We start from the raw sequence: 12,316 nt of genomic DNA on the forward strand, positions 1-12,316 counted from the left end.
AGGGGCGCGGTGACCTCGGAAAATGAGGAACCCGCAAATACTGGACGTTTGACCAGTTTGATGGTTGAGTTGTTTTTGTGAGCGAGACATCTCCCATTGCGGGGCTGCACGCGGCCACCGCCGAGCTCGACCCGCCGCTGGCCGCCCTCGATCTGACCGCTCTGCGCGCGAACGCCGCCGATCTGACGCGCCGCGCGAACGGTGTCCCGGTGCGGGTCGCCAGCAAATCCGTGCGCTGTCGCGCCATCCTCGAAACCGTGCTCGGCGACGAGCTGACCGCCGCCGGCGGCTTCGCCGGCATCATGTCCTACTCCCTGGCCGAGGCCATCTGGCTGGTCCGCCGCGGCGCCCGCGACATCCTGCTCGGCTACCCGACCGTCGACCGCGCCGGCCTGGCCGAACTCGCCGCCGACGAGACCCTGCTGCGGTCCATCACGCTGATGATCGACGATGTCGACCAGCTGACCCTCATCCGCGCCGCCGTCGGCACCGACCGGGTGCGCCCGCGGGTGTGCCTCGACGTCGACGCCTCCCTGCGCATCGGCCCGATCCACCTCGGCGTCCGCCGCTCGCCGATCCGCACGCCGGAACAGGCCGCCACTCTCGCGAGCGAGGCGCTGCGGCGCAAGTTCGACGTGGTCGGCGTGATGACCTACGAGGCGCAGATCGCCGGCATGCCGGACAGCAATGTCGCGCTGCGTCTGATGAAGCGGGCGTCCGCGGCGGAGATCACCAAGCGCCGCACGCGCGTGCTCGACGCGGTGCGGTCGGTGACCGGCAAGCTGGAGATCGTCAACAGCGGCGGCTCCGGGTCCATCGAGGTCAGCACCGCCGACCCGGACGTCACCGAGGTGACCGCGGGTTCCGGGCTGTACGTGCCCACGCTGTTCGACCACTACCGGTCCTTCACCCCAAGGCCCGCACTGTTTTTCGCGACGCCGGTGCTGCGCCGCCCGACCCCTTCCATCGCCACGGTTTTCGCGGGCGGCTACATCGCGTCCGGCCCGACCGGGGCCTCGCGCGTGCCGAAGCCGGTGTGGCCGAAGGGATTAGGCCTGATCGGCACCGAAGGCGCGGGCGAGGTGCAGACGCCGCTGACCGGTGCGTCGGAGCTGCGCATCGGCGACCGGGTCTGGTTCCGGCACGCCAAGGCGGGCGAGCTGTGTGAGCGTTTCGACACGGTGCATCTGGTCGATTCCGACGGCACCCGGACCACCGTCCCCACCTACCGCGGCGAAGGAAAGTGCTTCGGCTGAGCCGAATTTCGTCAGAGTCGCAGGAAACCGGCCAGGTCGGGCAGCTCGTCCGGCGAGGCGGGCAGGTACTCGCTCAGCAGCGGTGAGCGAATGATCACGGCCTTCCACATCGCGCGGCACAGCGCCGCGTGAATCAGCGCGCGGGACAACAGGAATGGCATCCCGTAGGGCGCGTCGGCCGGGCTGGACGTGGTCATCGAGAGCAGCACCACGGCCGCCTCCCGGCCGCGGAACCGGTCCGGCGTGCCGACGAGCACGTCCTCGATCTTGGCCCGGGCGAGCAGCGTGCGAATCCGCCCGACCTGCGCCGCGTACGGCGCGACCACGAAGATGTCGTGCGGATGCAGTCGCCTGGTCAGCGTGCCGATGGTCCAGTTCATCGTGAGCAGCGCGCGCACCCGGCGGACCACCTCGCGCGCCTCGGCCGCGGATTCGGTGGCATTGCCGTGATGCGGGACCAGGACGGTGCTCACCCCGGGCGCCTCGCCGTCGAGTTCCCGTGCGAGCGTGACGGTTTCGTTGGACCGCAGCCGTCCGTCGTAGTACAGCCGGGAGATCGGGTCGCACACCTGCGGATGCATCCGCCAGGTGCGATCCAGGAAGTAGCCGCGTTCGCCGGGCAGCGTGTGCCGCCCCTCGGCGAGCCAGCCGAGCACCGATTCGCCGACCGGCTCCGGGTGCGCGCTGTGCGTGGCCGGCGGCACCGGATCGCCGAGCAGCAACAGGTTTCGCGCGCTGACCCCGACCGCGACCGCGTCGGCCAGCGGGAAGCGCCCCGCGTCCGCGATCACCAGCAGATCGAGCGCCTCGCGCGGCACCATCTCCTCGTTTGCGAAATCCGTTGGCGTGCCGCCGAGTACGCAACCGCTGATGGCGTTGTCCAGGAAGCGGGAGAAGCGGGAGGCATCGATGACCACCCATTCGGGGGCCACCGACTCGACGTCTTTCTTCGCGACGAGCTCCGGCAGTACGCCTACCCGCACGAGCGCGTCCAGCAGGTTCTCCACCGTCGAATGCGTTTGCCCGACAATGCCGATCCGCCACTTGTGCCGGGTGACCAGGCGTTCCAGCACGCGGGCGGCGGTAGAGGTCTTGCCGGTGCCGGAGGGTCCCTGCACGGCGAGGTAGGAGTGATCGAGTTCGCGCATCGCGGCGGTGATCGCGGCGGCGTGGTCGCCGTGCACTTCGGGCAGCGCGGCGCCGTTGCGCAGGCGCGGCGGGCGGCGGGCGAGCAGGTCGAACACGGCGCCCTCGGGGATCTCCGGGAGCGCGACAAGCAGCTGCTGGGCGGCGAATTCGACCGCGGTCTCGGCGTTCCAGTCCCACGCGGGTAGGCCGGGGGCGATCGCGGTGGGTAGTTCGTCGTAGGGTTCGCAGCCGTCGGGCAGCAGTTCCTCGAGCCGGACGGTGTCGTCGAATTCGGCGTCCACCGAGCAGCCGAGCACGGTGGCGACGGCGGTGGCCCGGCGTCCGACGGCGGTGACCATTCCCGCGGCGGCGGGCCGGTCATAGAACGTGTACACGGTGGCGCCCGGCGTCAGCACGGTCGCTGGTCCCGGCCCGCCCGCACTCCAACTCGACCCGATCCGTCCGGTCAGCGTGAGATACCGGCGCATGGTCGGCCGGTCCGGACTGCGATGCCACTTGGTGTCGACGGTGCCCCACTCGGCGACCAGAACCCCTGGCGCGTCGGCCCATTCGTCGACCGGATGACTGAGCCGATCGACGTGCGCCCACCACAGCGGCTGCCGTTCCCGCCGGTGATACCCGAGCGCCGCGGCCATCATGGCGGCGGTGTGCCGCGGTTCGTCCTGCGCCGCGGCGTATTCGGCGAGCGCCGCCTCGAACGACGAGGGCCGCGACGGCGGAATCGGTTCCAGCTCGTCCGGGCCGGCCACCTGACACCAGGATCCGGCCCGCTCCAGCGTGATCGCCTGCGGGTCGATGCGCTGCTCGGCCGCCCGATCCAGGAGCCAGTCGCGCAGCCGGAGCACGGTCAGGCAATCCCGTTCAGCCGCCGGCGAATGCGCCGCACCGGGCAGCAGCCGCGCGAGCCTGCTCAACCGGTAGGACCGTTCGCCGATGATCAGCGCATTGCGCACGATCGGATACAGATCCACCAGCACGCCGTCGCACAGCAGTTCGTCCACGATCTCCTCGCCGACACCGGAACTGCCGGTGCAGTGCAGCAGCGCCGAGCGCACCGCGGAGGTGTAGTGGTAGACGTGCATGTCCGGATACATCCGCCGCCGCTGCGCGAGATAGTCGAGCACCTCCTCCAGCGCGCGCCGCTGCCCCGCCGCCTCGCTGCCCGGCTCGCCCTCGACGCCGAACGGTCCGCGGAAGGTGAGGTGCACGGTGCCCGGCCCGCCGACATCCACGGCCAGCGGCGTACGCCCGCCCCCGTCGACGGTGAGCGAGAGATCGCCGGGGGAGGGCGGGGGTAGCGCGCCGAGCGCGATCGGGTCGATCAGGCTGTGCGTCGGCCGGCCCGAATCCTCCCGGCGCAGCTGGATTTCGGCCTGGCGGCGCAGCGCGGTGAAGGTGCGCGGCGGCACGCCGCGGACGGTGTTCTCGGTGCTGACCAGTCGGTCGATGGTGCTCACGCCGGCCTCGCGGAGCCGGGCCCTGGTCGTGGTCGGCATGCCCGCTACCAGCAGCAGATCCCGCGCGGCCGCCGAGGCCGTCGTGCAGGTTCCGCAGCGTCCGCAGGCGAGGTAGCGGGGATCGCCCCACTGCACGGGTAGCAGCTCGCTGAGTTTCTCGTCCAGGATGCGTTCGACCCTGTGCCGGCGCGCCCGGTACACCGGGATCAGATCGCTGAGCGCGTACGCGGTGTTGTCCTCGCCGAGATGTAGCCGCAGCAGCGGACCGGTCAGCGATCCGCTGTGGTCCACCGCGTCGGCGCAGGCGGCGAGTTCCAGTGCGGCGCCGACCCGGTCGCCCTTGCTGTGCGCGGTGCCGTGCACCGTGTAGCGCACCCGATGACCCGCGCGCACCAGGAAATCGCCGGAGCAGTCGAAGGTTCCGTCGAAGAAGGTGGCGCCGTGGATCACGTGCACCCCGGCGCGCAGCGCCGCGACGGTCTCCGCGTGCGCGGCGGTCAACGCGGCGATCAGCGCCTGCGGGCTGTCCGAGTTGTGCTGCGGGCGTTGGATCTCCACCATCGAGCTGCCGAACCGGTCGCGGAAGTCGCTGAGCCTGCGGTCGCGCGAGTCGTCGAACCAGGTGCGCGGCTCGGGCGCCCAGTCGGCGGCGGTCTCCGGATCGGCCGCGATCGTGCCGAGTTCGGTGTCGAGGGCGCGAAGCAGCGCGAATTCACAGCGCGCCGCGCGCACGAGGTCGACGGCGGAGCAGACGACACGATCACCGAACACGAACAAACGCGGCCCTCCTGTGTCTTGCGGGACACCCGCACCCGGTCGGCGACGATGAACGGGCTGCGCAATAGTCGCCCAGAGCAGGCTGCGCCATTGTCGCTCATCACGTCTCGAGTTTTCGCGGGACACCCGCTGCCGTCGGCACTAATTACGCCCGGACGGCAACACTGTAGCTAGCGCGACTGACCTCGGGGAACCCTCCCCGGGTCAGGAGCGTGGCTTACGCCGCTCCGGTCGCTTCGCCGGCGCGCCCTCGCGGCGCGGTCCGCGGGTGAACGAACGCTGTCCGGGCGGACCCTGATCGGGGGTCAGCTGGATGAGTACGCCGCTGATCCTGGTGCGACGCAACGCTTCCAGGGTCTCCGGGGGAAGGTCCGCGGGAAGTTCGACCAGGCTGTGGTCGGGCCGGATGCTGATGTGCCCGAAGTCGCTGCGGCGCAGGCCGCCCTCGTTCGCGATGGCGCCGACGATCGCGCCGGGCACCACGCGGTGCCGCTTGCCGACGCTGATCCGGTAGGTGGCCAGCTCGGTGCCGTTGGCCCGGCTGTGCTGACCGAAACCGGAACGGTCGTCCTCACCTTCGAAGCGGCGCGGGCGATCCGGGCGTTCGCGGCGCTCGCGCACCGGCTCCGGCGGCTCGGGCTGCATCAGGAAGTTGTCGCCGTCGCGGGACAGCACGGCCAGTGCCGCCGCGATGTCGACCAGCGGAATGTCGTGCTCGCGTTCGTAATCCTCGATGAGCCTGCGGAACAGCGCCAGGTTCGACGAGGTCAGGCTCTCGGTGATGTTGTCGCCGAACTTGGCCACGCGCTGCGCGTTGACGTCGTCGACGCTGGGCAGCTGCATCTCTTCCAGCGGATGCCGGGTGGCCCGCTCGATCGACTTGAGCAGGTGGCGCTCGCGCGGCGCGACGAACAGCAGGGCCTCGCCGCTGCGCCCGGCCCGGCCGGTGCGGCCGATGCGGTGCACGTAGGACTCGGTGTCGTGCGGGATGTCGTAGTTGACCACGTGCGAGATGCGGTCCACGTCCAGGCCGCGCGCGGCCACGTCGGTGGCGACCAGGATGTCCAGCGCGCCGGACTTGAGCTGCCCGATGGTGCGCTCACGCTGGTTCTGCGCGATGTCGCCGTTGATCGCGGCGGCGGAAAAGCCCCTGGCGCGCAGCTTTTCGGCCAGCTCCTCGGTGGCCTGCTTGGTGCGCACGAAGATGATCATCGCCTCGAACGACTCGACCTCGAGCACCCTGGTCAGCGCGTCCAGCTTGCGCTGATGCGACACCTGCACCCAGCGCTGGGTGATGTTGGTGGCGGTGGAGGTCTTCGACTTGACCGTGATCTCCACCGGGTTGTTCAGGTACTGCTTGGAGATCTTGCGGATGGCCGCGGGCATCGTGGCCGAGAACAGCGCGACCTGCTTGGTCGACGGCGTGTCCTTGAGGATGCGCTCGACGTCCTCCTGGAAGCCCATTTTCAGCATTTCGTCGGCCTCGTCCAGCACCAGATACTTCAGCTGGGACAGGTCGAGCGTGCCCTTCTCCAGGTGATCGATCACCCGGCCGGGCGTGCCGACCACGACGTGCGCGCCCCGGCGCAGGCCGGACAGCTGCACGCCGTAGGCCTGGCCGCCGTAGATCGGCAGCACGTGCAGCCCGGGGATGTGCGTGGCGTAGCGGCCGAACGCCTCGGCCACCTGGATCGCGAGCTCGCGGGTCGGCGCGAGCACCAGGGCCTGCGGAAGTTTGCCGGACGTTTCGAGACCCATCAGGATCGGGATCGCGAACGCGGCGGTCTTGCCGGTGCCGGTCTGCGCGAGGCCGACCACATCGGCGCCGGTGAGCAGTGGCGGAATCGTCGCAGCCTGGATCGGCGACGGCGACTCATAGCCCACATCGGCGATGGCCGCGAGGATGCGGTCATCGATCCCGAGATCGGCGAAGGTCGGGCCGTCGGTGTCCCTGTCGTTGTCGCCAGGAACGCTGTCGACCTGATTGGTACTCATTGACCAGGAGTTTACTGCCTCGTGCTGGCTTGCCCGGCCACCGCCCCAATACGGTGAGACCTATGCAACTGGATAGCTCCGAAACGAATCAGACCACAGCACCGAACCAGCTGGACGTCGCGGTCGTCCAGTTCGCCCCCGGCACCGACCCGTCGGCCAACCTTTCCACGCTGCGCGAGCACGTCCGCGCGGCGGCCGAGCGAGGCGCGTCGGTGGTGGTCGCGCCGGAATACTCGATGTTTGCCGTCACCCGGCTCGACGCGCGCGTCGTGGCCGCCGCCGAACCTCTGACCGGGCCGTTCGTCACCGGACTCGGCGAACTCGCACGTGAATTCGGGGTCCATCTGGTGGCCGGAACGGTCGAACAGATCGCGCCGGACAGTAGCCGGATCCGCAACACCCTCGTCGTCCTCGGGCCGGACGGAGATCTCGTCACGACGTATCGGAAGGTCCATCTCTACGACGCCTTCGGACACCTCGAATCGGAGGTGATCGAGGCCGGCGCGATCGAGCCGCCGGCCACCTTCACTGTGGCGGACGTGACATTCGGATTGCAGACCTGCTTCGATCTGCGCTTCCCGGAGGGCATCCGCCGGGTGGCCGCCGCGGGCGCTCAGGTATTGGTGCTGCCGGCCCAGTGGATTCCCGGTCCGGCCAAGGTGGATCAGTGGACGACGCTGCTGCGCGCCCGGGCCATCGAGAACACCGTTTATGTGGCCGCCGCCGATCAGGCCGCGCCGCTCGGGGCGGGCGCCTCGATGATCATCGATCCGACCGGCGCCGTGCTCACCGAATTGGGCGACGAACCGGGCGTGTTGACCGCGGGCATCGACCTCGCCCGGCTGGCCGAGGTCCGCACCACCAATCCGAGCCTTGCCCTGCGCCGATTCGCGATCGCCGAACGCGGCTGACCCGGCACGCCGAGCGATCGGCGGCGGATCGGCGCAGTATCGCGAAGCGGACAGATCGGGCGACCGGTCGGCGTAGCGTTTCAGTGGATGATCTACACCGATCGGACAGCCGCCGGTCGCGCGCTCGCCACGCATCTGGACAACCTGCGCGCGACCCATCCGCTGCTGCTCGGCCTGCCCCGCGGCGGGGTACCGGTGGCCGCCGGGTTGCGCGAGATCATCGGCGGCGACCTCGACATCCTGCTGGTCCGCAAGCTCGGCGTGCCGTGGCAGCCGGAGCTGGCGATGGGCGCGATCGGCGAGGGCGGGGTCCGGGTGCTCAACTCGGATGTGTTGTCGCACATCAGGATAACGCCGCAGGAGTTCGCCGAGATCGAAGACCTCGAGCGGGTGGAGCTGGATCGCCGCCGGATGGTGTGGCGCGGCGACGCGGAATCGATCCCGCTGGACGGACGCACCGTGGTGATCGTCGACGACGGAATGGCGACCGGCGCGACCGTGGTGGTCGCCTGCCGGGTCGCCCGCCGGCATCATCCGGCCCAGGTCGTGGTCGCGATCCCGGTCTCCTCGGCCGAGGCCCTGCGCAGAGTCGCCGCGGAAGCCGATCAGATCGTCTGCCCGCTGGTGCCCGAGACCCTCGGCGGCGTCGGCACCGCCTACGAAGACTTCCACCAGCTCGAGGACGACGAGGTCACCACCCTCCTCGCCTGAGCTTCGCCGCACCACTTCTGATTTCCCGCACCTGGAATTGCATGCGATTTTCGGTGCGGGAAATCAGAAATGGTGCGTGTGTCAGACCTCGGTGATCCCCTGGCGATGGCGTTGCGCCAGTTCGGCATAGAACCCGGGGTTGAGCTGGATCCACATCTGCGCCTGGGTGCCTTCGATCGGCCGCTTCACCACGGCGGGGGAGCCCGCGGCCAGCACGCCGTCGGGGATCTCGGTGCCCGGCTGCACCAGCGAGTGTGCCGCGATCATCGATCCCGCGCCGATCTTCGCCATATCCAGCACCGTGGTTCCGTTGCCCACAATGGCTTCCGCGCCGACCGATGCGCCGTGGAACACCACGCTGTGCGCGATGGTCGCGCCCGCGCCGATCTCCATCGGCACGTCCGGCGGCACGTGCAGCACCGCGTTGTCCTGGATGTTGGCGCGTTCGCGAATGATGATCGGCGCCAGGTCCGCGCGCAGCACCGCGCCGTACCAGATCGAGGCGCCCGCTTCCACCCGCACGTCGCCGATCAGGGTCGCGGTCGGTGCGATGAACGCGGTCGGATCGACTTGCGGGCGTTTGCCTTCGAATTCATAGAGGGGCATTCGCCCACCGTAACGCCGCGGCTCACCAGCGGTCGGCGTAAGCGCCCGCCCGTTCGGCCGCGGTGACCATCGGTCGCAGCTGTGCGATGAATCCGTGTGCGGTCACCGGAATGATGTCCACATCCGTGCCGGTGCGCACCGAGTAGCGGCCGTCGTCGACCACATCGATCCAGCAGAGCACCCCGAACGGCCGCAACTCGCCGTCGCCGCGCCGAGCGGACACCACGATCTGGCCGATGCCGTCGCGCGGTTGCCGCAGCATGCGGCGGATCCGGCTGGGCACGGTCGGACCGGCGACCGGCACGGTGACCAGGTCGCGGCTGTCCTCGCCGACCCGGGCCAGCGGCGCGGTCAGTCGCGGGGTGGTGCCCGGGGTGCGCTCCGGCAGCATCGAAACGACCCGGGCGGTCAGGCTTTTCACGCTGCCGACGAACAACCGGATGTCGCCGCCGCGATCTGCGGTCGCGCCGGGACGCTGCGCGGCCACCACCGCGACATTGCCCGCCGCGGCGCCGAGCACCCGCACCGGCCGGATGCCCGCGGCCGAACCCGGCTCGGCATCCCGCTCGCCGAACACCTCGATCCGCAGTTCCGGCGCGCCGAGCACACGCAGCGTCGCCTCCAGGTCGGGGTCGAGCACCCGATCGCACCAGCTCTGTAAGGCCGGTAGTTGCGCGTCCCGCTCGTCGGTGTCGCGCGCGGACAACCGGACGGCCAGCGGATAGGGGATCCGATCACCGTCGGTGCGCGCCCAGGCCAGCGCGAACTGGTCCGGCGTCAGCGTCCAATTCACTCCAGCTCGGTCCACTCGCCGAGCACCGGCGGCGTGGTCGGATCGATGGCGCCGATCAGCTCGCCGTTGTCATCGGCCGGTTCGAGGTAGGTCGGCAGGTCGTCGAAGTGGAAGTCGTCCTCGTCCTCGTCGTCGAAGCGCGGGGCGCGCGCGTTCGCCGCGGCGCCGGCGGCGACGCTGGAGCCCTGGCGGGGTGCGTCGCCGACGGCCATCGCGCCGCCCATCAGGCCGCCCATCGCGCCCGCGCCGAGCCCGGTGACCGCGTCGCCGGTGCTGGGCGAGTTGGTCCGGCGCTCCTCGCGTTTGCGTTGTTCGTCCGGGGTGCCCGCGCCCACGGTGCCCGGGGTGCCCGGCACGCTGAGCGGCTGGGCCGTCGACGCGGTGGTGGTGCTCGGTGCCGCGGCCGCCGATGCCGGCGCGATGTGCGGGCGGGTCGCGGACGGCACCAAGGACAGTGGAGTATCCGCCGCGGCCGCGGTGACCCGGGGCGCCGCCGGTGTGGCGGGGCTTCCGGCATCGGTGACCGCGCTCGACGCGGCCACCGTCGCGGGTGGGGTTTCCGCGGGCTGCTGTTCCTTGGGCGCGGCCTGCTCGGCGGCCGGTGCGTCGGCGGCCTGCGCCTCGACCGGTTGCGTCGCGGCTGCCGGGGCTTGCGCCGGAATCTGTTGGGCGACCGGCGTTCCCGCGTCGCTCCCGGGTCCCGTGAGCTTGGCGGCCGGGCTCCCGTTCGACGCGGCCGGCGCGTCGCCGAACTGCTCGTCCAGGAACGCGGGCACGTTGTTGCCGGTCGGGATGAACACCCCGGCGTAGATGTCGTTCATCGAGCGCACGATGTCCTGCCGCGTGTGCTCGGTCGTCTTCTGGTCGACGACATTGCTGGTCGCCTGGGTCGGATCCAGCAGAGCGGCACCCAGATCGGGCGCCTTCCCGGACGGCGCGGACACCGCGGCCCGCAACGCCTCCGCCGCGTCGCCCGCCTGGCCGAGTCGCTGCGAGACCACCGCGAGCACGTCCGCGAGATCCTGGCCGGTCTGTTCGAACCCGTATACGGCCTCGACCGCCTGCTGCGCCGCGCTGCCGCGCCAGCCGTCGGCGATGTCCGCCCGAATCTCGATGTGCGCCTGCGAGATCGCCTCGGCCAGCCCGGCCGCCGCGTCGCCCCAGGCCTGCTGTCCGCCGGTGAGCACGGCGGGATTCAGCAGTTGCACCTTGTCGTGGATTTCCTGATGGGTCAGGTTGTCGAAGACCTCGACGTTCGGCGCGTACGCCGGATCGTTGTGCCTGGCGAGCAACCGTTCGGGCGTGCGTGGCAACTTACGCATGCGCCGCCCCCTCGACGTCGATCCGGCCGACGGCGGAGGCGAGCACATGGTCCGCCCGGTGGTAGGCCGCGCCCGCGGCCCGGAAGGTCAGCGCGAGTTCTCTGGCGGCTTCGGCGTATTCCCACATCCGGGTGAGCGCGCCGTGCGCCTTGTTCTCGAAGCCTGCGCGCAGCGCGTCACCGGAGGCGAAGCCGCCGAACCCGGGCAGCGACGAGGCGGCGCTGAGCGTGCGGATCTGATCCTCGATCTGATTGGCGAGTTGCTCGTAGCGGCGCGCGCAGCGTTCGTGCACCCCGTCCGCCACGAGCACGCGGTCGATCCACAGGTCCCCGTCGTTGACCGCGCTGTGTAGTCCGGCGGCACTGGCTCCCGGCGCCGCGAAAGCCGACAGATCCGGGCTCCCGACCCCGTTGGCGTTCTCGTCAGCTGGCATCTGGCGTCCCCCTTCCTCATCTCTGAGCAGGCTCAGTTCACGGGCGCCGGGCCAACCCCACGACGGCACCCTGCATCCAGTCCGCGATGTCGGCAGTGACCCGCGCGTGCACCGGCTCGTGCAGAAGATCGTGCCCGGCATCGGTGTACTCGCGTAAATCTACCGATTCGTGGCGCTGAGTCCATACCCTGACCGCATCAATCGGCGCCCGCCGGTCCTCGACGCCGTGCACCGCGAGGATCGGAAGGCCGCGCGGCAGTGGTGTTCCCAGCGCGTCGGGGGTGCCGCCGCCGAGCGCCCGCTTCGATACGCCGGACAGCACCAGACCGCGCACCGCGTCGGCCGCGATGGCCGGTCGCAGCGGATAGGCGCGTTCCAGCGCGGCGGTGCCCGCGGTCGTCTCGCGCGCCTCCGGTTCCGCCGCGCCGAACAGGCCGAGCACGGTGACCGCGCCGAGTGAATGCCCCATCAGGACCAGCGGCGGTCCCGGCTCCGTGGCGCGGACGAGATCGAACAGCATCCGCGCGTCCGCGACCAGTTCCGCCAGGGTGCCGGGGTTGCCGTGCTCGCCCTCGCTGAGGCCCTGGCCGTAGGTATCGAGCGCCCACGTCCCGATGTCGGCGGTCTTGAGTGTGCGGGCGAAGCGGTGATAGTGACCGCTGTGCTGACCGATTCCGGGGAGCAACAGCACCGTCGCGACGCTGTTTTCGACCGGCCACCGCCGATAGTGCATCCGGCCGCGCTCGCCGTCGAAAAATGGCATGCCCTGATCTTGCCAAATATTTTGTCGCTCAGGGGACTTCATGCCGACGCCGAGCGGGCGCGGCGGTCTTCGCCCCGGCCACACGCGGTGTGAGAACGGACCGCTTCTGTTCAGGTGGCTAGACTTCCAGCCGATTGCCGTGC

The 12,316-nt window shown here is 70.5% G+C and carries 10 protein-coding genes; 3 read left to right on the forward strand and 7 right to left on the reverse strand.

Features of this window, described 5'->3' with window-relative positions; translation table 11 throughout:
- The first annotated feature begins 77 nt into the window (after positions 1 to 77).
- Positions 78 to 1,256 carry an amino acid deaminase/aldolase gene (locus tag F3087_RS14230; protein ID WP_150402378.1) on the forward strand — a complete coding sequence of 393 codons (1,179 nt, stop codon included), beginning with the start codon at positions 78 to 80 and terminating at the stop codon, positions 1,254 to 1,256.
- 11 nt (positions 1,257 to 1,267) lie between these two features.
- Here the strand turns inward: F3087_RS14230 and F3087_RS14235 are convergent, their stop codons facing one another.
- Together F3087_RS14235 and F3087_RS14240 are read right to left on the reverse strand one after the other, a co-directional pair.
- On the reverse strand, positions 1,268 to 4,633 hold the full coding sequence (locus F3087_RS14235) for an AAA domain-containing protein (RefSeq protein ID WP_223885064.1): 3,366 nt from the start codon (positions 4,631 to 4,633) through the stop codon (positions 1,268 to 1,270).
- Between the two features lie 210 nt (positions 4,634 to 4,843).
- Positions 4,844 to 6,634 carry a DEAD/DEAH box helicase gene (locus tag F3087_RS14240; protein WP_150402380.1) on the reverse strand — a complete coding sequence of 597 codons (1,791 nt, stop codon included), beginning with the start codon at positions 6,632 to 6,634 and terminating at the stop codon, positions 4,844 to 4,846.
- A 62-nt stretch (positions 6,635 to 6,696) separates the two neighbouring features.
- Between F3087_RS14240 and F3087_RS14245 the strand changes: the two genes are divergently transcribed.
- Positions 6,697 to 7,545, forward strand: coding sequence for a carbon-nitrogen hydrolase family protein (locus tag F3087_RS14245; protein ID WP_150402381.1), 849 nt, complete (start codon positions 6,697 to 6,699; stop codon positions 7,543 to 7,545).
- 87 nt (positions 7,546 to 7,632) lie between these two features.
- Positions 7,633 to 8,256 carry a phosphoribosyltransferase gene (locus tag F3087_RS14250; RefSeq protein WP_150402382.1) on the forward strand — a complete coding sequence of 208 codons (624 nt, stop codon included), beginning with the start codon at positions 7,633 to 7,635 and terminating at the stop codon, positions 8,254 to 8,256.
- An 81-nt stretch (positions 8,257 to 8,337) separates the two neighbouring features.
- On the opposite strand, the gene F3087_RS14255 is transcribed toward F3087_RS14250, so the two are convergent.
- From F3087_RS14255 to F3087_RS14275, 5 genes are read right to left on the reverse strand one after another with little or no spacing between them, the layout of a single operon-like run.
- Positions 8,338 to 8,862, reverse strand: a complete 525-nt coding sequence (locus tag F3087_RS14255; protein ID WP_150402383.1) for a gamma carbonic anhydrase family protein — start codon at positions 8,860 to 8,862, stop codon at positions 8,338 to 8,340.
- A gap of 22 nt (positions 8,863 to 8,884) precedes the next feature.
- Positions 8,885 to 9,655 (reverse strand): ESX secretion-associated protein EspG, encoded by a 771-nt coding sequence (locus F3087_RS14260; protein ID WP_150402384.1) that lies wholly within the window; start codon positions 9,653 to 9,655, stop codon positions 8,885 to 8,887.
- A complete protein-coding gene (locus tag F3087_RS14265) occupies positions 9,652 to 10,977 on the reverse strand; it encodes a WXG100 family type VII secretion target (protein ID WP_150402385.1) in 1,326 nt (441 codons plus the stop codon). Before F3087_RS14265 ends, F3087_RS14260 begins: the two co-directional genes overlap by 4 nt.
- On the reverse strand, positions 10,970 to 11,410 hold the full coding sequence (locus tag F3087_RS14270; protein ID WP_150402386.1) for a hypothetical protein: 441 nt from the start codon (positions 11,408 to 11,410) through the stop codon (positions 10,970 to 10,972). The genes F3087_RS14265 and F3087_RS14270 overlap by 8 nt, the downstream gene beginning before the upstream one ends.
- 37 nt (positions 11,411 to 11,447) lie before the next feature.
- Positions 11,448 to 12,173 (reverse strand): alpha/beta hydrolase, encoded by a 726-nt coding sequence (locus F3087_RS14275; protein WP_150402387.1) that lies wholly within the window; start codon positions 12,171 to 12,173, stop codon positions 11,448 to 11,450.
- Positions 12,174 to 12,316: the final 143 nt, after the last annotated feature.

It is taken from the genome of Nocardia colli, assembly GCF_008704205.1.
In the GTDB taxonomy this organism is placed as follows: Bacteria; Actinomycetota; Actinomycetes; order Mycobacteriales; family Mycobacteriaceae; genus Nocardia; species Nocardia colli.